This window comes from Micromonospora rifamycinica, assembly GCF_900090265.1.
In the GTDB taxonomy this organism is placed as follows: domain Bacteria; phylum Actinomycetota; class Actinomycetes; order Mycobacteriales; family Micromonosporaceae; genus Micromonospora; species Micromonospora rifamycinica.
Genome location: NZ_LT607752.1, coordinates 5,783,884 through 5,803,310 on the forward strand (window position 1 = coordinate 5,783,884; position 19,427 = coordinate 5,803,310).

The following is a 19,427-nucleotide window of genomic DNA, read 5'->3' on the forward strand; positions in this document are numbered from 1 at the left end:
ACTCCTTCCGAACCTGGGGCTAGCATCTTGCGATGAGGGTCGTTGCCTTCGTCGTCAAGTAATGACCGAAGTGGAGTGCGCACGAGTGGCGGAACCAACGAAGCGAGTGAGCGCTGACAATCCTGACGTTGCCGGGCCGGCACCCGACCCCAAGAGGCAGCGATCACGAGTGTCGCAGGAGGACGTGCCTAGCTACTCCCTTGAGCAGGCTCTCCGTGTGCCAAGAGCAATCGCGGACAACTATGCCTACAAGCCGACCCGGCCGCTGAGCGTGGCGGAAGCGATGCGGATGACCCCGTCGTCTGGGCCGTTCCGGATGATCACGGGTGCTGCAGTCGCATACGGACTGACGACCGGCGGCGCGAAGGCACCCGAGATCGGGATTACACCCCTCGGGATGAGGATTGTCCGGCCCACGAGCGAGGGTGATGACATAGCGGCGATGCGTGAGGCGTTGCTTCGGCCGAAGGTTGTCGGCGAGTTCCTACGTATGTACGACGGCGGTGCCCTTCCGCCGGAGGCAATTGGCAAGAATGTGCTCAAGGAGAAGGGCGTTCCGGCTGACCGAGTGGACGGCGTGCTTGAACTGATCGTTGAAGGGGCGCAAACCCTCGGCTTTCTGAAGGAGTGGGGTGGGAAGCGATACATCGACCTCACTGGGTCAACCGCCACGGCGGACCAAGCTGACGCCGCCGAGGTGGGGCAGACGGACGTGCCGCAAAACGATTCTGTGCCGGTTCCTCCGCAGCGCGACCCCTCGGAGGCGACCAGGGCGGCGGCGGGGACCGCGGGTGGGGTTTCGGTTGCGCCAGGCGTTCACATCAACATTGAGATCCACATCGCGGCCGATGCCTCTTCCGAGACGATCGAGGAGATTTTCCGAAACATGCGCCGGTACGTCCTGACCGGCGACGGGCAGGCTGATGACGTCCAACGGACGAGGTGAAGCACCCGACCCTGACCTGCTGCGGCGGTTGAGGGAGTTCCAGTTGCGAGTACGACAGTCGCGGCGAAGGGTCGACGCTGTCGTACCGGCTAGAGGACCGCTCTCCGGGCGGGACGCAGACATCCTCGCGCGGCTGCGGCACCACGCGCCCACATTGGCCGATTCCCTAGAGCAGGCGCTTAGGGACTTAAACGATCACACCAGGCTGAGCTACGTAGGACCAGCGGGCGAGGCGCGCGAGGTGATGCGGGCAACAGTCCAAATGTTCGCGCCGGACGACGAAGTCCGGAAGCAACCGTGGTATGTGGGGATTGAGCAGGGCGGCAAGCGGAACCCAAGCCAGACTGAGAGGGTTCGCTACGCCGTCCAGCAGCGCGGCGGTAATAAGGACCAGGTCAAGGGCGTGGACGAGCTCATCGACCAGTTAGTGGGCCAGATTGGACGGCAGACCTACTCGACGGGCAGCAGCGCTCTCCATGCAGGCACCATTCAGGCTAAGGTCCGCAAAATGATCGGTTGGGTCTTCGCGATCCTCGATGAAGTTCTCCCGGAGTGACGGGCCAGGACTCCATGCTGGCGGATGGCCGCGAACCCCAGGCATCGGGGCCGTCCCGCCATCCAGGCAGGGGCGGCCCGATCGCATTCAGCGCTGCTCGGCTGGCTCGTGGAGGATGTCCCCGTGCTCGTACCGGAGCTGCGTCAACAGCAGGCTCCCGAGGCCGAGCACGCCGAGGGCGTACCGCTTGGCGTCATCCCGGGTCTGAATCCGGTGCCGGTCAACGTTGCTGAGCGCTTGGGCGAAGCCCATCCCGAGGTACCGCCAGCCCTCCCGCTCGCTGGCCTGTCGGCCGAGCCGGTAGTCGCTGGCGTCGTCGAACACCTTCAGGTATAGAGCCTTGCCGACGAGGTTGTTGTCGTTCCGGTCCTGCGGGTTCCCTGCCCACGTCCGGACGTGGTTTTCAACAAAGATCGCCGTTTGGCTGGCGACCTTGCCCCACTCCCCGTCCTCAACCTCGGTCTTGATGTACGCCCAGAGCTCGGGGTCGTACGCGTGCTCATCCACCGGCTCGTCACCGCCGGTCAGTCCGAGTTCCCAGATAGCGGCATCTATGAGTTCGCACGCTTTCCTGACGCCACGCCGAGTTGCCTCCTGGAAGGCGGCGTCCGGAGTGAGATCCGTGAACACGCCGAGGCTGTACCGAACTTTGTCGAAACGGTCTACCAGGTTGTTGTCAGAGCCGAGCGCACGGACGAAGACCGCACGGGTCCGAGCCTTCCAGGAGTCGAACCCAGGCTTGCGGCCGAAGTAGTCAGCCTCAGCGGCATCCACCTTGAGCTTCTCAAGTTCGGCGATGGCGACAGCAGGGCGCATGGACGCGAGCCTACTTCTCCCCTGCGACATAGACCCCGCGCCCCGGCTGCCCCACGACCAGATCTCTGTCGTGCAGGAGCGAGACGGCGCGATACGCGGTGGCCGGGCTGACGTTGAACTGGTCGGCAAGCTCGCTCGTGCTGGGCAGCTTCGTCCCCGGCGTGAGCTCGCCGCTCTTGATCTTCGTGGTCAGTTCGTCGGCAATACGTCGATATTCGGCAGGTGCAGAGGGCATGGCTTCGTTCCCTTGGTTCGGCCCTGCCATCTGACCATGACCCAACCATCGTCAGCAAGTGATGCAAGAGAATCACGCGCCGTGGCTTTACCTACGTCAGATAGTGACGTAGCTTGCTCTGTGGCTGCCCTTGGTTCGGCAAACGAAGGTCAGCCCCGTCAGGGCGGCGTGGATCCCGTCGCCCTGACGGTCCACGTGGCCTGACCGCCTGGAGTGCTGATGAGTCGGATCCGCTATGAGGACTACCTGATAGCCACCGCGCTGACGCTGGCCCGCCGGCACCGACCGGTCTGGAGTTGGAAGCGCTGGCGCAGGGTGTGCCGCTGCGGCGCGGAACTGCCCTGCCGAGCCCGCCACCGCATCCCGATCAACCGTGGGCACTGGCCCGGCGGTGAGTCGTGATCGATGTCCGCCAAGTGCCGTTCCTGGTTGAGGTGGCCTGGTTCGTGATCGATGACCACCACGTGAAGCCCTGCCGCCGCTGCTACCCGGACGGCTGGTGCCCGCGCTACGCGGCAGCGCGTGCGCGGCTGCTGGTCTGGCGGCTGGCCGGTGATCCGCAATGAGCGCGCAGCTACCGAAGGCCGGCGACCTGGTGCACGTGACCCGCGCGGCCAGCGTGCAGTTCGTCAACCCGATCATGTGCCGAGTCATCCGGGTGCTTGACTGGATCACCTACGACCGGTGGTGCTGGCTCGACGTGTACCAATTGGACGCCAAGGGCGACGCGGTGGCCCGACGGTCGATCTTCGTGCAACCGGCCGGGTTACAGATACAGCGCCCCGCCCCCACGCCCCGCAAGCCGACGCGGTCGGCTGCCATCCCGAACGTGCGCCAAGATCGCCGCCCCGCCGGGGTGCCGGCCACTCCGCAGCGCCGGGCGGCGCAGGCTCGGCGTACGGCTGGCCACGGGTGACGTGGTGGGGCCGAGGTGGGTCCGGTGCTGGTCGAAGATCAGAGGCTAGGGTCGTTTCTCCTGGCAGATATGGGTGCGCCCGGCAGGATTCGAACCTGCGGCCTTGGGATTAGAAGTCCCCTGCTCTATCCGCTGAGCTACGGGCGCGCGGCGTACGTGTCGCGCCAAGAGGGTACCGCCGACCCCCCGCCGTACGGCGGAACGGGTCGCTTCCGGACACGCGTGATCAGCGTCGCACGGCACCCCCGGTCGGGGCACCCCTCATCCGGCTGGCGCGTCGGGCCGTACCCTCGGGTCGTGCTGCTGGAGCCGGATGTCGAGAACGAGGTCGCCTACGAGCTGTGCCAGCTCCTGGGCCGGGCCATCCTGCCGGTCGACGCGGCGGGCGACCCGGGTACCGCCTTCTTCCTCGCGCGTCCCGACGGCGAGTTCCTGCTGACCGCCGACGCCGTGGCGGGGCGGGCGCGGCGGCTCGGCCTGCGGCCCAGCGTCACCGAGCCGGCCGGCGTGGCCGGTGGGTCGGTGCCGCTGGCGGAGCTTGCGGCGCGGTGGGCACGTGACGCGCGGCTCGGGGTGGCGGTCCTGCCGACCGGCGGGCTGCACGCGTTCGCCGACGGGCAGGGCTGGCGGTGGCGGGTGCAGCCGGTGCCGGCCTCCGTGGCCGTGGGGGCGGACGACCTTGCCGGGTTCGGGGCCGGGCCGGTCACCGCGATCGTGTTGGCCCTCGGCGTCGGCGGCGACGGCAGCCGTCCCCTGGAGGTCGCCGTCGAGCGGGCCGTCCGCGACGACGACCGGCTGCGGGTCACCGCCGCGCTCCCCGCCGGCTATCTGGGCGCTCCCGTCTTCGGGGTACGCCCCGACGCCGCCGGGGAGCTTGGCCTGCGCTGCCTGGGCGTGGTGCTGCCCGCCGACGACGGCGGGACCGGACCCGGCCATCCGGTGGCCACCCTCGACCGGGTGCTCGCCGCGCTGCCCGCCACCTGAGTGCCGGCCGGCACCCGTCAGGCGGTCGGGAGGGCGCTGGCGGCCGGGGTCTCGTCGGCGCTGGGGGCGCGGGTGCCGGGCACCGGGGCTTCCGCGTCCGCCGGTGCGGTGTCGGCGGGGCGGGTCGGGCCGGCGCCCAGGAAGGCCTCGGCCCAGCGCCCGACCTCGGTGAAGACCTGCTCGCGTACGGTCGGGCCGGAGAGGACCAGGTCGTGCTTGCCGCCGTCGAAGCGGGCCACGGTGACGTGCCGGCCGAGCCGGGGTGCCCAGCGGACCATGTGCTCCACGTCCAGCACCGCGTCGGCCAGGGCCGCCGAGTCGTGCCAGCGGGTGCCCCGGAAGCTCCGGGTCGAGCAGGCCAGCAGCACCGGGACGCGGATGTCCAGCCCGGCGCGGAGCTGCCGTTGGGCGGTGCGGATCGCGGCCAGCCAACCGGCCCGCACCGGGAACCCGGCGAGCGGCTTCCAGGTCAGGTCGTACGTCCACTCGCCGCGATGGTCGGCGTGCAGGCTCTCGCCGTACACGGTGCCGAGGCCGAAGGGCAGGGCGCGGTGCGGCGCGCGACGGCCCAGCCGGGCGACGGCCGCCGCGAGGGGTCGACGGACCAGCCAGGGGGCGTTGATGTCGAAGAAGGGGCTGTTCAGGACGAGCCCGTCGACCAGGCCGGCGTCGCGGCGGGCGTGTGCCCAGAGCGAGATGATCAGGCCGCCGGTGGAGTGGCCCATGACGAGCAGGGTGTCGTGCCCGTCCCCGGCACGGATGATCTCTGCGGCGGCGTCCAGCTCGGGGAAGTAGTCGCTCAGGTCGCGGCAGAAGTTCGGGGTCTGGTGGGGCAGCAGGCTGCGGCCGTACTTGCGCAGGTCGAGGGCGTAGAAGTCCCAGCCCCGGGCGGCGTAGAAGTCGGCCAGGTGGGTCTGGAAGAAGTAGTCGACGAAGCCGTGCACGTAGAGCACCGCCCGGCCCGTCGGGCGGTCCGCCCGCCGCCGGACCAGCGTCGCGACCACCGGCCCCTCGTCGTCGGTGCCCAGGTCGATCGTCTGCCGCTCGTACGGCGGCCCCAGCACGTCCTGTTCCACAACCGCGACGCTACGCCCGTCGGCCTACCCGGCGGTAGCCCCGGCCCCGGCGGCGCGGGCGACGGCAGCGGTGGGGGTGGGGGCGACGCGGCGGTGCGGGCGACGGCGGCGGGTCGCCGGGGAGCGTCCCCGTCCGGTGGGTACGCGGACGGGGACGCTCCGGTGAGCGGTCAGGCGGTCTCGGCGTCCACCCGGTCGGCGTCGTTGTCGGAGTCGAGGTCCGGCAGCGGAGCGGGCACGGGCGGGGCGGCCATCTCCCGGATGTGCTTGTTGTGCCGGGGCTCCTGCCGGGTCTTGGAGTCGTTGAGCTTGCGGCGCAGGTCGTCCCGGGCGTCGTTGAGGGCGGCCCGCAGGTCCTCCTCGCTCGACGTGGTGACGATCTTCTGCCGGCCGGCGATCCAGCACTCCAGGGTGACCTTCTGCCCGCGGGCCTCCCGGTCCTTGACCGACACCTCCAGCTCGGTGGCGTCGGCGTGGAAGGCGGCCAGCCGGGCGTCCAGGGTGCCGAACTGCTCGACGATCCAGTTCCGGTCGCCCTGGGAGAAGCCCGCGCCCATCCGCAGACACTCGGCCACGGTCGCCGGGTTGGCCACCGCGCTCATCGCCGCCCCTCCCGCTCGGTGCGGACGGAGCCGGTCATGCGGAGCGGGGTCCGAATCATCAGCACTGCCTTTCTCGTCGGACGTCGTGCCTGGTGGCGCTTGGTTGATCAACTCAATACCCAGTCGGGGTCGACCTCACTCCGGGTGATGCCGCCTTCTCGACCCTGCTGTTCCCGATCCCACTGGCCTCCCTCGGTCTCTGGTGGTTTCAGCCTGGTCCGATCCCGGGGCCGCCTCCAGGGCCGGTCGGCCTAGCACACCGGGACCTTGATCAGGTTGTCGTCCACAGCCCGTCCGGTTGTCCACAGGACGGGGTCGGGTGTTCGCGCCGGCATGCCGCGCCGGGCCAGGCTCGGTCCCGAGTCGACTCGGCACCATATCCGCCGGACCCTGGAGAGGGAACGATGTTTGACACCTACGTAACGATCGTCGGCAATGTGCTGACCGCGCCGGAATGGCGTCGTACCGCCCAGAGCAACACCCTGGTCGCCAACTTCAAGGTGGCCTCGACCGCCCGCCGCCTGAACCGGGACAGCGGTCGTTGGGTGGACGGCAACAGCCTCCGCGTCCGGGTCAACTGCTGGCGCAGGCTGGCCGAGGGGGTGGCCGCCTCGATCATGGTCGGCGACCCGGTGGTGGTCGCCGGGCGGCTCTACACCCGCGACTGGACCGACGACGCCGGCAACCACCGGGTCCTCTACGAGTTGGAGGCGGTCGCGGTCGGGCACGACCTCTCCCGGGGCCGGTCCCGCTTCCTGCGCAACCGGCCGAGCATGGCCACCAGCTCCGTGGAGGACGACGAGACGGCCCACCGGGTGCAGGGCGAACCGACCGAGCCGGTGCCGCCGGGGCAGGCCCCCGCCGGGCCGGACGACCGCCCCCTGGACGACGACTTCGGGTTGTCCGGCTTCGGTTTCCCGCGCGCCGGCCACGATCTGCCCGGCACCGGGTACGCCCCGACGGTCGACCCGCTCGACGACGAGCCCGACGACGACCTGACCCCGCTACCCGACGACGAGAGCCGGCCGGATGACGAGGGTCGGCCGGGCGACGAGGGGGAGCCCGGCGACGACCGCCCGTCGGGCGGCCCGGCCGCCCCGACGCCGGCCGAGGTGGCCGGCGGCCCGGCGGGTCGGGGCCGGCGGGGCCGGGGCCGGGTGCCGGTCCCGGCCTGAGAACTCGGCCCCGCGCCGGGGAAGGGACGCGGGGCCGGGTTCGTACGGGCGGGGGCGGGGTGGCGACGGCGACGTGGCCACCCCGCCCAGGGGCTAGGCTGGCCGGCCGGAGGTGGTGCGGGTGGGGCGGCGCACAGCGGCGGCGAACGCGGTCGGACTGGTGGCCGGGTATGCGCTGGACAGCCTGCTCGGCGATCCCCGGCGCGGGCATCCGGTGGCCGGCTTCGGGCGGGCCGCCGGCATCCTGGAACGTCGGGTCTACCGGGCCGATCGCCGCGCGGGAGCGGTCTTCACCGCCGTCGCGGTGGGTGCGCCGGTGCTGCTCGGCGTGGCCGTCGACCGGGCCACCCGGCGGCACCCGGTGGCCCGGGTCCTGGTCGTGGCCGTCGGCACCTGGACGGTGCTCGGCGGTCGGACGCTGCGCCACGAGGCGACGGTGATGGGTAACGCCCTGCGCGCCGGTGACCTGCCGGCGGCCCGCCACCGGCTCGGGCATCTCTGCGGTCGGGATCCGTCCCGCCTCGACGAGGGCGAGTTGGCCCGCGCCACCGTCGAGTCGGTCGCCGAGAACACCTCCGACGCCGTGGTCGCCCCCCTGGTCTGGGGTGCCCTCGCCGGCCTGCCCGGCCTGCTCGGCTACCGGGCGGCGAACACCCTGGACGCGATGGTCGGGCACCGCTCACCCCGCTACGCCCGGTTCGGCACCCCCGCTGCCCGCCTCGACGACCTGCTCAACCTGCTGCCGGCCCGACTGACCGGGCTGCTCACCGTCGCCGCCGCGCCCAGCGTCCACGGCGACCGGGAGCGGGCCTGGCAGGTCTGGCGACGGGACCGCCACGACCACCCCAGCCCCAACGCCGGCCAGTGCGAGGCGGCCATGGCCGGGGCGCTCGGTGTCCGGCTCGGCGGCCGGAACGTCTACTTCGGACGCTCCGAGGTGCGGCCGTTCCTCGGCGACGGCCCGCGCCCCGAGGCCCGGCACCTGAAACGGGCCGCCCGGCTCTCCGGCCGGGTCGGCCTGGCCGCGCTCGCCCTGGCCGCCCTCTGGCCGCTGACCGGTGGCCGGCTGGTCGCCGCCACCGGCCGTAGCCTGCTGCGGCAACCGGTCCGCCGGCTCACCGCCCGCCTCGGCACCCCCGGCCGGGGGAGCGGCCGATGAGCGGCGGGCTGCTCGTCGCGGGCACCACGTCCGACGCGGGCAAGAGCGTGCTCACCGCCGGCATCTGCCGCTGGCTGCACCGGCAGGGCGTCGCCGTCGCGCCGTTCAAGGCGCAGAACATGTCCAACAACTCCGCCGTGGTGGTCGGCCCGGACGGGCGGGGCGGCGAGATCGGTCGGGCCCAGGCGATGCAGGCTGCCGCCTGCGGGATCGCCCCCGACCTGCGGTTCAACCCGGTGCTGCTCAAGCCGGGTAGCGACCTGGCCAGTCAGGTGGTGCTGCTCGGCGAGGCCGTCGACACGGTCACCGCCGGCAACTTCCGCACCCTGCGCCCGAAGCTCGCCGAGACGGCGTACGCGGCCCTGGCCGAGCTGCGGGCGGCGTACGACGTGGTGATCTGTGAGGGGGCCGGCAGCCCCGCCGAGATCAACCTACGGGCCGGTGACTACGTCAACATGGGGCTGGCCCGGCACGCCGAACTCCCCACCATCGTGGTCGGCGACATCGACCGGGGTGGCGTGTTCGCCTCGATGTTCGGCACGGTCGCCCTGCTCGACCCGGCCGACCAGGCCCTGGTCGCCGGCTTCGTGATCAACAAGTTCCGGGGTGACCTGGGCCTGCTCCGCCCCGGGCTGGACATGCTGCACCGGGTGACCGGCCGCCCCACCTACGGGGTGCTGCCCTGGCACCTCGACCTCTGGCTCGACGCCGAGGACTCGCTCGCCTACGGGCGGGTGCTCGGCCGACCCGCCGCCCCGTACGGCACCGCATGGCTCGACGTCGCCGTGGTCCGGCTGCCCCGGATCAGCAACGCCACCGACGTGGAGGCCCTGGCCACCGAGCCGGGCGTCCGGGTCCGGCTCACCGTCGAGCCCGCCGAGCTGGCCGCCGCCGACCTGGTCGTCCTGCCCGGCTCCAAGTCCACCGTCGCCGACCTGGCCTGGCTGCGGGAGACCGGGCTCGCCGAGGCGGTCACCGCGCACGCCGCCGCCGGTCGGCCGCTGCTCGGCATCTGCGGCGGCTTCCAGATGCTGGCCACCGCCATCCACGACCCGGTGGAGAGTCGGCGGGGCAGCGTCCCCGGCCTGGGCCTGCTGCCCATCGAGATCACCTTCGACCCGGCCAAGACCGTCCGGCCCGCCGTCGGCACCGCCGCCCCCGACGTCCCGGTGCGCGGCTACGAGATCCACCACGGGTACGTCTCCACCGCCGACCCGGCGCTGCCCCCGCTGCTGCACCACGCCGACGGTCGCCCCGAAGGAGCCCGGCTCGGCGCGGTTTACGGCACCCACTGGCACGGCGCCTTCGAGTCCGACGAGTTCCGCCGCCGGTTCCTGACCGGGGTGGCCCGGTCGGCCGGCCGGCACGGGTTCACCGTCGCCCCGGACACCACCTTCGCCGCCGCCCGCGAACGCTCCCTCGACCTGCTCGGCGATCTGGTCGAGGAGCACCTCGACACCACCGTGTTGTGGCGGCTCATCGAGGCCGGTCCGCCGGCCGACCTGCCGTTCGTGCCACCCGGTGCCCCACCCACCGCCTGACCGCGCCGCCGCCTGCCGGTCGGGCGTCAGAGACGGAGGTCGGCGGGCTGGTCGGACAGGGGCAGCCCGGCCTCCCGCCACGCCTGCACGCCGCCGGTCATGTCGGTGGCGTTGCGCAGGCCCAGCGCCTGGAGGCTGGCCGCCGCCAGACTGGAGCTGTAGCCGTGCCGGCACACCACCACGATCTCCCGGTCGTAGCCGGTCGCCTCGGGGATCCGCCACTCGCTGGCCGGGTCCAGCCGCCACTCCAGCACCGTGCGGTCGATGACGATCGCGCCGGGCAGCTCCCCCTGCTCACGACGTTGCCTCTCGGTGCGGGTGTCGACCAGCAGCGCACCCGCCCGTACCGCCTCGACCGTCTGCTGAGGACTCAACCGCCGCAGCCCGGCTCGGGCCTGTTCCAGCAGGGCGTCCACGCCGGGACTCATCACGTCATTGAGCACGTCCAGATCATGCCCCGGCACCCTGACCACCGCCCGACGAACAGCACTCCCCGCGGCGGAACCAGGCTCACGGGGGACACCCACTAGCGTCACCGGTGTGACGGTGGTGCTGGTCGAGGCGTACGCGACGCTGGCCCGGCGGGTGCTCGCCGGTCCGGCGCGGTTGGGGCGTACCCGACTGGTGGCCGTCGACGGACCCAGCGGCGCGGGCAAGAGCGCCTTCACCGCGCGCCTCGCGGACGCCCTCGCCGCGCTGCCCGGCGGCGGGCGGCCACCGGTGGTGCACACCGACGACCTGCTCGACGGCTGGGACGACCAGCTCACCTTCTGGACCCGCCTGGAGGAGCGGGTGCTCGCCCCGCTGCGGGCCGGCCGGGCCGGGTCCTACCGGCGTTACAGCTGGGTGCGGCGGGAGTTCCTGCCCCGCGAGGTGCCGGTGCCGGTCGCGCCGGTGCTGCTGCTGGAGGGGGTGAGCGCGGCACGGGCGGCGATCCGGCCGGAGCTGACCCTGTCGGTGCAGGTCACCGCGCCGGCCGGGCTGCGGCTGCGCCGCGCGCTGGACCGGGACGGGCCGCAGCTGCTGCCGGAGCTGCGGCGCTGGCACGCGGGGGAGGAGGCCCACTTCGCGGCCGACCGGACCGCCACCGCCGTCGACCTGGTGGTCGACGGGGCACCGACCCTGCCGCACGACCGCGACCGCTACTACGTCCGCCGCCGGGTGCCGCCTCCGGCCCAGGTCCCGGTTCCGGTCCCGTGAGCCGAGCCCGACCCTGATCCGGTCCCCCGGCTGCGGGTTCCCGCTCGCCGGGTACCGCCCGGTAAGGCCGGCATACGATGCCGGTCATGACCTCTCCGATCATGTCCGAGTCCGAGGTGCGGGCCGCCGTCGCGCGGGAGATGCCCGGCGTCCGTGCCGATCTGGAACGCCTCGTCCGCATTCCCGGCATCGCCTTCGAGGGCTTCGACCACTCCCACGTCGAGCGGTCCGCCGAGGCGGTCGCCGAGCTGCTGCGCGGTTGCGGTCTCGACGTGCGGATCGTGCGCTCCGGCGGTCAGCCTGCGGTGATCGGGACGCGGCCCGCCCCGCCCGGCGCACCCACCGTGCTGCTGTACGCCCACCACGACGTCCAGCCCGTCGGCGACCTGTCGCTGTGGGAGTCCGCGCCGTTCGAGCCGGTCGAGCGGGAGGGTCGCCTCTACGGGCGCGGTGCCGCCGACGACAAGGCCGGCATCATGGCGCACGTCGCCGCCCTGCGCGCCTTCGGCGACCAGCTCCCGGTCGGCGTGGTGCTGTTCATCGAGGGGGAGGAGGAGTACGGCTCCGACTCGCTGGAGCGGCTCCTCACCGAGCACCGCGAGGAGATCGCCTCGGACGTCATCGTGATCGCCGACTCCGCGAACTGGGACGTGGGCGTACCGGCCCTGACCACCTCGCTGCGCGGCCTGGTCAACCTGTTCGTCGAGGTTCGCACCCTGGACCACGCGGTGCACAGCGGGATGTTCGGCGGTGCCGTCCCGGACGCGGTGACCGCCCTGGTCCGGCTGCTGGCCACGCTGCACGACGCCGCCGGGGACGTGGCCGTCGCGGGCCTGGCCGGCCGCACGGGCGCTCCCGTCGACTATCCGGAGGACCGGTTCCGGGCCGAGGCCGGCGTGGTCGACGGGGTGTCGCTGATCGGCACCGGCCGGATCACCGACCGGCTCTGGACCAAACCGGCGGTGGCGGTGCTCGGAATCGACGCCCCGGCCACCGGCGAGGCACCGAACGCGCTGGTCCCGGCCGCGAAGGCCAAGCTGAGCGTACGGCTCGCGCCGGGTGACGACCCCCGGCGGGCGTACGACGCGGTCCGTGCCCACCTGGAGGAGCACGCGCCGTGGGGTGCCCGGGTGACGGTGACCCTGGAGAGCGGCGGCGATCCGTGTGTCATCGACGCCTCGGGGCCGGTGTTCGACGCCGCCCGCGCGGCGTTCCGGGCCGCCTGGGACGGGACCGAGCCGGTGGACATCGGCATCGGGGGCTCGATCCCGTTCATCGCCACCTTCCAGGAGATGTTTCCGCAGGCGGCGATCCTGGTCACCGGGGTGGAGGACCCGCACGCGCGGGCGCACGGCCCGAACGAGAGCCTGCACCTGGGCGAGTTCGCCCGGGTCTGCCTCGCCGAGGCGTTGCTGTTGGCGAAGGTGGCCGGGCAGCGGCAGCCGGCCGGTCAGGTCGCGGAACGGTAACTTCGGGGCCGATGTCGGAGTTTGCGGCGTGTCGGAAGACCACCTGGTATAGCCTTTCGAACATGCGTACGAACGACGTGATGACGCGGCTGGAAGCCGCCGTGAGCGCTCTGGGGGACGTCGACGTCTCCGCGTGGCCCGAGGACACGCTCAAGGAACAGCTCGGCGAGCTTTCGGCGGTGCTGGTCGCCCTGGACGGCGTGCTGTCCCGGGTCGCCGACGGGGTCCGCGCCCGTGGCCTGCGCGTCGAGGAGCCCGTCTCGGCCTGAGCGGGCGGTCCGGGGTGCACCCCGTCGCCGGGGTCGGCCCGGCCGGCCGTCCCGTGCGGACGTGCCCGGCCGGCGACCGGGCGGGGCGTGCCGTGCCCGGACAGGCAGACGGCCCGGGTACGGCAATGCCCGGGTGGTGTCGGGGGTGGCTGGCAGGATGAGGTGCGTGCGGTTCCTCGACCTGGCAGCCACCTCCGCGGCCGTCTCGGCCACCACCGGCCGACGCGCCAAGGTGGAGCTGCTGGCCGGTGCGCTGCGGGCGCTCGACCCGTCCGAGGTGGCGGTCGGCTCCGGCTATCTCGCCGGTGAGCTGCGCCAGCGGCAGACCGGCGTGGGCTGGGCCAGCCTGCGTGACCTGCCGCCGCCGGCCGCGGAGCCGACGCTGACCGTGACCGCCGTCGACGCGGCCGTCGACGGGATCGCCGCCGTGCACGGCCCCGGCTCCCAGGCCCGCCGCCGGCAGCTGCTCACCGCTCTGCTCGGTGCCGCCACCGCCGACGAGCAGCGGTTCCTGGTCGACCTGTTCCGGGGCGAGCTGCGCCAGGGTGCCCAGGCCGGCCTGCTCGCCGACGCCATCGCCCGGGCCGCCGAGGTGCCGGTGGCGGCGGTACGTCGGGCGCTGCTGCTCGTCGGTGACCTGCGGGCGGTCGCGGTGGCCGCCCGCACCGGCGGTGCCGCCGCGCTGGCCGGCTTCGGGCTCCGGGTGGGCCGTCCGCTCGCACCGATGCTGGCGTCGAGCGCCCCGTCGGTCGACGCCGCGCTCGCGGTCACCGGGGTGCCGGCGGTGGTCGACGTGAAACTCGACGGCATCCGTATCCAGGTGCACCGCTCCGGTGACGACGTCGCGGTCTTCACCCGCAGCCTGGACGAGATCACCGCGCGGGTGCCAGAGGTGGTCGCCGCGGTTCGGGCGTTGCCGGTCCGGGAGCTGGTGCTCGACGGCGAGGCGATCGGGCTGGACGCCGCCGGTCGCCCGCTGCCGTTCCCGCAGACCTCCAGCCGGGCCGCCCGCAGGTCTCCCGGCAGGGCGACCGTTCCCGCTGGTCCCGACCCGACCGATCCGGCCGCCACTGATCCGGCCGCCACTGATCCGGCCGCCACTGATCCGGCCGCCACCGATCCGGCCGACCTGGCGGTGCAGGCCGCCACGGACCCGGCCGACCCCGCCGTGCTCACGCCGTACTTCTTCGATCTGTTGCACCTCGACGGCGACGATCTGATCGACCTGCCCGGCCGGCAGCGGTGGACCCGGCTCGCCGAGGTGGTCGACGGGTCGTTGCTGGTGGGCCGGGTCGAGGTCGATGATCCGGGGCAGGCCGGTGCGGCGTTCGCCGCCGCGCTCGACGCCGGCCAGGAGGGGGTCGTGGTCAAGTCGCCGGACGCCCCCTACGACGCCGGTCGGCGCGGTTCGGCCTGGGTCAAGGTCAAGCCCCGGCACACCCTCGACCTGGTGGTGCTGGCGGTCGAGTGGGGCAGTGGCCGGCGGCAGGGTTGGCTGTCCAACCTGCACCTCGGTGCCCGGGATCCGCGTACCGGTGACTTCGTGATGCTCGGCAAGACCTTCAAGGGCCTGACCGACGAGGTGCTGCGCTGGCAGACCGAACGTTTCCTCGGGCTGGCCGTGGAGCGCGGCGACTGGGTGGTGCGGGTGCGTCCCGAGCAGGTGGTCGAGGTCGCCTTCGACGGCGTGCTCGCCAGCAGCCGCTACCCGGGCGGGGTGGCCCTCCGGTTCGCCCGGGTGCTGCGCTACCGCGACGACAAGTCGGCTGCCGAGGCCGACACCATCGACACGGTCCGCGCCCTGCACGCGGGGCGTTCCGCCGGCTGAGCCGGACACCGCGCGCCGGGCAGGTCACCCGCTGAACCGGGCACCGCACGCCGGCTGAGCTGTCGGAAGGTGCCTGCCGAGGGCGGTGCCGGCACCGTTCAGGCGGGGGTGGCGGGTTCGGCGGCCCGGTCGACGGGGAGTTTCGGCGCGTCCAGGCCGGCGGCGCGGCGGGCCTCCCGGCGGGCCACCCAGCCGTAGCCGAACAGCGTCATCACGGCGAACAGCCACCACTGGACGACGTAGCCGAAGTTCTGCCAGTTGTTCGCGTGCCCGATCGGCACCGCCCGGAACGCCGGATCGTTCGCCGGGGTCTGCTCGTCGAGCAGCAGGTACGCCCCGTGCAGCGGGTACGGCAGCTCCCGGGCCAGCTTGTCGACGGTCACCCGACGGGTCTCCAGCCGGCCGTCGCGCCGGTCGACGCCGCTGCCGCCGGTCTCGGTGGGGTGCACCCGGCCGATGACGGTCACCTCCCCGGTCGGCAGCGCGGGCACCTGGGGCACGGCCAGCGCGCCGCCGGGGGCCGGGGGAACCCAGCCCCGGTCGACCAGCACCGCCGTGCCGTCGTCCAGCACCAGCGGGGCGAGCACCTCGAAGCCGACCCGGCTCTCCACCGTCCGGCCCCGGACCAGGACGACGTGCGCGGGGTCGTACCGGCCGGTGGCGGTGACCCTGCTCCACTCGGCCTGCTCGGCGGGGGGCGGGCCGACCGTGCCCGCGCCGCCGGTCGGGGCGGGCAGGGTGGACCGCAGCGGCGCGGGCGTGCCCGCGGTGCCGGCGTCGATGCGTTCGTTGACCGCGGTGCGTTCCCGGTAACGGTCCAGCTGCCAGTTGCCGAGCAGCACCATGACGGCGGCGGCGGCCAGGGTCAGCGCGAGGATGCCCAACCAGCGTGGGGTCAGCAGGAACCGGTACACGGCACGAGGCTACCCGTATGACGGGCACCACCCTCCGCGACGGCCCGGGACCGGTCCGTGCGACGCCGGTTCGGCGGACTTCCGCCGCCGGTGCGGGCGGGTATGGTCACGCGAGCGGATCGCCGCCGGTGTTCCTCCCGGCCGTCCGCGCACCACTGTCCGTCACCACCGAGGAGTCGATGATGACCGCCGTGCCGCGCCTCGTGTTCAGCGCGCCGTCCTCCGGTCACGGCACCAACGCGCTCTCCGTGGGCCTGCTCGCGGCCCTCGCCGACCGGGGGCTGGACGTCGCCGGCTTCAAGGTCGGCCCGGACCACGTCGACGCCGCGTACCTCGGGCTGGCCGCCGGCCGACCCGGGCGCAACCTCGACCCCCGGCTGACCGGCGCCGACCAGCTCGGGCCGCTCTTCGCGCACGGCGCCCAGGGTGCCGCGCTGGCCCTGGTCCAGGGCACCATGGGCCTGTACGACTCGGTCGCCGGCCGTCCCGAGGCGGAGTCCACCGCCGCCGTCGCGACCGCGCTGCGCAGCCCCGTCGTGCTGGCGGTGGACGTGGCGGCGATGGGGCAGTCGGTGGCCGCCCTGGTGCACGGCTTCCGCTCGTACGACGAGCAGCTCTGGCTGGGTGGGGTGATCCTCACCCAGGTGGCGTCCGGCCGGCACGAGGCCATGCTCCGGGAGGCGCTCGACGACGTCGGGGTGCCGGTCTACGGCGCGCTGCGTCGCCACGAGCTGCCCCCGGTGTTGCCCGCCCGCCGGCACGGTGTGGTGCCGGTGCTCGCCCGCGACACGGAGGCGACCCGGGCGGTCCGCCGGCTCGGTGAGGCGGTCGCCGGCACGGTCGACCTGGAGCGCCTGCTCGCGCTGGCCCGCTCCGCCCCGGCGCTCTCCGTCGCGCCGTGGTCGCCGGCCCCCGGGGCTCCGGGCGGGGACGCGCCGGTGGTGGCGCTGGCCGGGGGGCCGGGCGGCAGTTACGGCCACCCGGAGGTCGCCGAGCTGCTCCGGGCCGCCGGGGCGCAGGTGGTCACGGTCGACCCGCTGCGCGACGAGGCACTGCCCGCCGGCACCCGCGCGCTGGTGGTCGGCGGCGCGCTGCCCGAGTCGTACGCGCGGGACCTGTCGGCCAACCGGCGGCTCTGCATCGCGGTGGCGGAGCTGGCCCGCACCGGGCGGCCGGTGATCGCCGAGGGCACCGGCCTGCTGTGGCTGGCCCGCGAGCTGGACGGCCTGCCGATGTGCGGGGTGCTGGACGCGATCGGGGCCAGCCGGGACGGCCTGGTGGTGGGCTACCGGGAGGCGGTCGCCCAGTCCGACAGCGTGGTCGCCGCCGCCGGGACGACGGTGGTGGGTTACAAGCAGCACGGTGCCGTGCTCACGCCCCGGTCGGGTCAGCGGGCCGCGTGGAGCTGGGAGGGCGGCTCGCCCGAGGGCTTCGTCTGGCGGGGCGTGCACGCCTCCCAGCTCGGCCTGCACTGGGCGGCGTACCCCGGGATCGCGACCCGGCTGGTGACGGCGGCGGCGCTGCCGTCGCCGGTCGAGGGTGTCGCCGCCCCGGCCTGACCGCGTCGCGTTCCGGCCGGGCGTCGCCTGGCGGGTCAGCCGACGATGGCGTCCGACGGTGGGGTGAACTGGCGGGTCGGGGTGCCCTTGAGGCCGTCCCGCAGAGTCTGGGCGACCGCGTTGACCGGGATCTGCGACTGTCCGTCGCCGACCGCGTTGAACGGGTTGTCCGGGTCGGCGATGAAGCTCGCCGCCGCCAGCTCCGGGGTGTAGCCGACGAACCAGGCCGACCGGGTGCTGTCGGTGGTGCCGGTCTTGCCGGCCACCGGGCGGCCCACCGTGCGGCGCACGCTGTCCGCCGTCGACCAGCCCCCGCAGCTTCCCTTGGCCGGGGTGTCCCCGGTGGGGCAGCGCGCCGCGTCGGTGGCGGCCCGCGCCGCGTCGGCGTTCACCACCTGCCGGCAGCGGGGCTTGGCGACCTCCCGTTCGATGCCGCCGGCGGTACGGTAGGTGGCCGGGGTGCCGTCCCGGTTGGTGATCGAGTTCACCGGCATCGCCTCGCAGTACCGGCCGTCGGCGGCGATCGCGGCGTACGCGTTGGCCATCTCCAACGGGGTGGCGTCGGAGACGCCCAGGGTGAACGCGCCCCACTTCTTCGCCTTGGCGGGTGACGCCTGCTCCTTGTCGACGTCGGTCCGCCAGCGCAGGCCCAACTGCTCGGCGAGGTGCACCCCCCGGTCCGCGCCGATCTTCTCCTCCAGCTGGACGAAGTAGGTGTTGACCGACTTGCCGAACCCGGACCACATGGTCTGCCGGCCGGTCATCGCCCCGCTGGCGTTGGACGGCGCCCACCCGTCGTAGACGGCGGACCGGTACCGGTACGGCGAGTCGAACGCGGTGGACAGCGGCATGCCGGCGTCGAGCGCGGCCAGCATCGGGAACATCTTGAACGTCGAGCCGGCCTGGTACCCGGGGAGGGTGCCGCCGCCGAGCAGCGGGGCGACCGTGTTCGGGTAGTTCGCCTTCGTCTTCGGGTCGGCCTCCGGGTTCGAGCTGGGGCCGTTGTCGCCGACGTCCAGGGAGTAGGTCCGGTTCACCGCCATCGCCTTGATCCGTCCGGTGCCCGGTTCGGCGACCACGATCCCGTTGGCGAAGGGGCTGCCGACCCGCTCCTTCGCGCCGACGTTCTTCTCGGCGGCGGCCTGGACCTTCGGGTCGAGGCTCAGCACGATCCGGTAGCCGCCCCGGCGCAGCTTGTCCATCCGTTCCAGCCGGTTCTCCCCGAACGCGGGCTGCGCGCTCCACCAGTTCTTCACGTAGTCGCAGGCGAAGCCCCAGGCGTTGTACGCGCCGGGGATCGAGGCGCAGTCGTTGGCCGGGGTGGTGGGTCGGGTCCGGATCGGTTCGTTCTTCGCCACCGCGGCGGCGTCCGGGGACAGGTAGTGGAGCTGGGCCATCTTGTCGAGCACGTAGTTGCGCCGGTCGGTGGCGTCCTTCTGGTCGGAGCTGAGCGGGTCGTACTCGGAGGGGGACTTGACCAGCCCGGCGAGGGTGGCCGCCTCGACCGGGCTGAGGGTGGCCGGGGTCTTGGAGAAGAAGATCTGGGCCGCTGCGTAGATGCCGTACGCCCGGTGGCCGAAGTACGCCGAGTTGAGGTAGCGCTCCAGGATCTGCTCCTTGGTCAGCTCCTTCTCGATGTCGAGCGCCATCCGCATCTCCTTGACCTTGCGCAGGCTGGTCTGCTGGGTGGCCTCCTGCACCTCCTCGGGTGTCTGCGCGCTGTCCCGCAGCGCCATCCGGACGTACTGCATGGTCAGTGTCGACGCGCCCTGGGAGACGCCGCTGGAGCGGGCGTTGGCCACGAAGGCGCGGGCGACGCCCTTGGGGTCGACGCCCGAGTGCTGGTAGAAGCGGTTGTCCTCGGCGGCGACGATGGCCTGCTGGATGTTCGGCGACATGTCCGACAACTTGGTGTACTGCCGGTACTCCTCGTAGAACATGGTCAGGATCGTCTTGCCGTCCGGGGCGTAGAGGTAGGACGTCTCGGCGGGCAGCGCGGTGCGCAGGATGTTCGTCTTGTGCTCCACGGCGTGCGCGGTGGCCTTGGCGCCGAGGCCGGTCACGGCGGCCAGCGGGTACGCCACGGCGGCGAGCACGACGCCGGCGATCAGCCCGGCGCGGAGGAGAGGAACGGAACGACCTGCGGCGGCAAGGGGTCGATTGCTCACCCGGTCAAGTTATG

At 73.2% G+C, this 19,427-nt stretch carries 20 protein-coding genes, 1 tRNA gene and 1 pseudogene; 14 read left to right on the top strand and 8 right to left on the bottom strand.

Going from position 1 to position 19,427, the window contains the following annotated elements; translation table 11 throughout:
• The first annotated feature begins 169 nt into the window (after positions 1-169).
• Together GA0070623_RS24470 and GA0070623_RS24475 are read left to right on the top strand one after the other, a co-directional pair.
• Positions 170-946, top strand: a complete 777-nt coding sequence (locus GA0070623_RS24470) for a hypothetical protein (protein WP_067314745.1) — start codon at positions 170-172, stop codon at positions 944-946.
• Positions 924-1,502, top strand: a complete 579-nt coding sequence (locus tag GA0070623_RS24475) for a pPIWI-associating nuclease domain-containing protein (protein ID WP_231932538.1) — start codon at positions 924-926, stop codon at positions 1,500-1,502. Before GA0070623_RS24470 ends, GA0070623_RS24475 begins: the two co-directional genes overlap by 23 nt.
• Positions 1,503-1,589: 87 nt before the next feature.
• Here GA0070623_RS24475 and GA0070623_RS24480 read toward each other — a convergent pair whose 3' ends face one another.
• The gene (locus GA0070623_RS24480) at positions 1,590-2,318 is read right to left on the bottom strand and encodes a TIGR02391 family protein (protein WP_084261594.1); all 729 of its coding nucleotides are present in this window, start codon (positions 2,316-2,318) and stop codon (positions 1,590-1,592) included.
• Positions 2,319-2,328: 10 nt separating this feature from the next.
• Positions 2,329-2,553: a winged helix-turn-helix domain-containing protein gene (locus tag GA0070623_RS24485; RefSeq protein ID WP_067314750.1), complete on the bottom strand. Its 225-nt coding sequence runs from the start codon at positions 2,551-2,553 to the stop codon at positions 2,329-2,331.
• Positions 2,554-2,772: 219 nt separating this feature from the next.
• Between GA0070623_RS24485 and GA0070623_RS24490 the strand changes: the two genes are divergently transcribed.
• From GA0070623_RS24490 to GA0070623_RS24495, 3 genes are read left to right on the top strand one after another with little or no spacing between them, the layout of a single operon-like run.
• Positions 2,773-2,955: a hypothetical protein gene (locus GA0070623_RS24490; RefSeq protein ID WP_084261595.1), complete on the top strand. Its 183-nt coding sequence runs from the start codon at positions 2,773-2,775 to the stop codon at positions 2,953-2,955.
• Complete coding sequence (locus tag GA0070623_RS30130) at positions 2,952-3,119, top strand: hypothetical protein (RefSeq protein ID WP_157517651.1); 168 nt, start codon at positions 2,952-2,954, stop codon at positions 3,117-3,119. Before GA0070623_RS24490 ends, GA0070623_RS30130 begins: the two co-directional genes overlap by 4 nt.
• Positions 3,116-3,469: a hypothetical protein gene (locus tag GA0070623_RS24495; protein ID WP_084261593.1), complete on the top strand. Its 354-nt coding sequence runs from the start codon at positions 3,116-3,118 to the stop codon at positions 3,467-3,469. Before GA0070623_RS30130 ends, GA0070623_RS24495 begins: the two co-directional genes overlap by 4 nt.
• A gap of 74 nt (positions 3,470-3,543) precedes the next feature.
• Here the strand turns inward: GA0070623_RS24495 and GA0070623_RS24500 are convergent.
• A tRNA-Arg gene (locus GA0070623_RS24500) sits at positions 3,544-3,616 on the bottom strand.
• Between the two features lie 150 nt (positions 3,617-3,766).
• Between GA0070623_RS24500 and GA0070623_RS24505 the strand changes: the two genes are divergently transcribed.
• Positions 3,767-4,453 carry a hypothetical protein gene (locus tag GA0070623_RS24505; RefSeq protein WP_067314752.1) on the top strand — a complete coding sequence of 229 codons (687 nt, stop codon included), beginning with the start codon at positions 3,767-3,769 and terminating at the stop codon, positions 4,451-4,453.
• Between the two features lie 17 nt (positions 4,454-4,470).
• Here the strand turns inward: GA0070623_RS24505 and GA0070623_RS24510 are convergent, their stop codons facing one another.
• Both GA0070623_RS24510 and GA0070623_RS24515 read right to left on the bottom strand, forming a co-directional pair.
• Positions 4,471-5,529, bottom strand: coding sequence for an alpha/beta hydrolase (locus GA0070623_RS24510; protein ID WP_067314755.1), 1,059 nt, complete (start codon positions 5,527-5,529; stop codon positions 4,471-4,473).
• Positions 5,530-5,699: 170 nt separating this feature from the next.
• Positions 5,700-6,131: an HPF/RaiA family ribosome-associated protein gene (locus GA0070623_RS24515; protein WP_067314757.1), complete on the bottom strand. Its 432-nt coding sequence runs from the start codon at positions 6,129-6,131 to the stop codon at positions 5,700-5,702.
• Between the two features lie 404 nt (positions 6,132-6,535).
• Here GA0070623_RS24515 and GA0070623_RS24520 point away from each other — a divergent pair, with 404 nt between their 5' ends.
• The 3 genes from GA0070623_RS24520 (at position 6,536) to GA0070623_RS24530 (ending at position 10,006) form a co-directional block, all read left to right on the top strand.
• Positions 6,536-7,306 carry a single-stranded DNA-binding protein gene (locus tag GA0070623_RS24520; RefSeq protein WP_089004175.1) on the top strand — a complete coding sequence of 257 codons (771 nt, stop codon included), beginning with the start codon at positions 6,536-6,538 and terminating at the stop codon, positions 7,304-7,306.
• Positions 7,307-7,427: 121 nt separating this feature from the next.
• A complete protein-coding gene (locus GA0070623_RS24525) occupies positions 7,428-8,465 on the top strand; it encodes a cobalamin biosynthesis protein (protein ID WP_089004365.1) in 1,038 nt (345 codons plus the stop codon).
• The gene (locus tag GA0070623_RS24530) at positions 8,462-10,006 is read left to right on the top strand and encodes a cobyric acid synthase (RefSeq protein ID WP_067308531.1); all 1,545 of its coding nucleotides are present in this window, start codon (positions 8,462-8,464) and stop codon (positions 10,004-10,006) included. The genes GA0070623_RS24525 and GA0070623_RS24530 overlap by 4 nt, the downstream gene beginning before the upstream one ends.
• A gap of 26 nt (positions 10,007-10,032) precedes the next feature.
• On the opposite strand, the gene GA0070623_RS24535 is transcribed toward GA0070623_RS24530, so the two are convergent.
• Positions 10,033-10,434, bottom strand: coding sequence for a rhodanese-like domain-containing protein (locus tag GA0070623_RS24535; protein ID WP_067308583.1), 402 nt, complete (start codon positions 10,432-10,434; stop codon positions 10,033-10,035).
• Here GA0070623_RS24535 and GA0070623_RS24540 point away from each other — a divergent pair.
• The 4 genes and pseudogenes from GA0070623_RS24540 to GA0070623_RS24555 form a co-directional block, all read left to right on the top strand.
• Positions 10,369-11,315, top strand: a pseudogene (locus GA0070623_RS24540) (uridine kinase family protein); the annotation flags it as partial. The gene GA0070623_RS24535 and the pseudogene GA0070623_RS24540 overlap by 66 nt on opposite strands.
• The gene (locus GA0070623_RS24545) at positions 11,308-12,675 is read left to right on the top strand and encodes a dipeptidase (RefSeq protein WP_172898549.1); all 1,368 of its coding nucleotides are present in this window, start codon (positions 11,308-11,310) and stop codon (positions 12,673-12,675) included. The pseudogene GA0070623_RS24540 and the gene GA0070623_RS24545, both read left to right, overlap by 8 nt.
• Before the next feature lie 62 nt (positions 12,676-12,737).
• The gene (locus GA0070623_RS24550) at positions 12,738-12,944 is read left to right on the top strand and encodes a hypothetical protein (protein WP_067308586.1); all 207 of its coding nucleotides are present in this window, start codon (positions 12,738-12,740) and stop codon (positions 12,942-12,944) included.
• A 157-nt stretch (positions 12,945-13,101) separates the two neighbouring features.
• Positions 13,102-14,772, top strand: coding sequence for an ATP-dependent DNA ligase (locus GA0070623_RS24555; RefSeq protein ID WP_172898550.1), 1,671 nt, complete (start codon positions 13,102-13,104; stop codon positions 14,770-14,772).
• 98 nt (positions 14,773-14,870) lie between these two features.
• Here GA0070623_RS24555 and GA0070623_RS24560 read toward each other — a convergent pair whose 3' ends face one another.
• Positions 14,871-15,686, bottom strand: a complete 816-nt coding sequence (locus GA0070623_RS24560; RefSeq protein WP_067308543.1) for an SURF1 family cytochrome oxidase biogenesis protein — start codon at positions 15,684-15,686, stop codon at positions 14,871-14,873.
• Between the two features lie 182 nt (positions 15,687-15,868).
• On the opposite strand from GA0070623_RS24560, the gene GA0070623_RS24565 reads away from it, so the two are divergent.
• The gene (locus tag GA0070623_RS24565) at positions 15,869-17,245 is read left to right on the top strand and encodes a cobyrinate a,c-diamide synthase (protein WP_067308589.1); all 1,377 of its coding nucleotides are present in this window, start codon (positions 15,869-15,871) and stop codon (positions 17,243-17,245) included.
• A gap of 35 nt (positions 17,246-17,280) precedes the next feature.
• Here the strand turns inward: GA0070623_RS24565 and GA0070623_RS24570 are convergent, their stop codons facing one another.
• A complete protein-coding gene (locus GA0070623_RS24570; RefSeq protein ID WP_067308546.1) occupies positions 17,281-19,413 on the bottom strand; it encodes a transglycosylase domain-containing protein in 2,133 nt (710 codons plus the stop codon).
• Positions 19,414-19,427 lie beyond the last annotated feature (14 nt).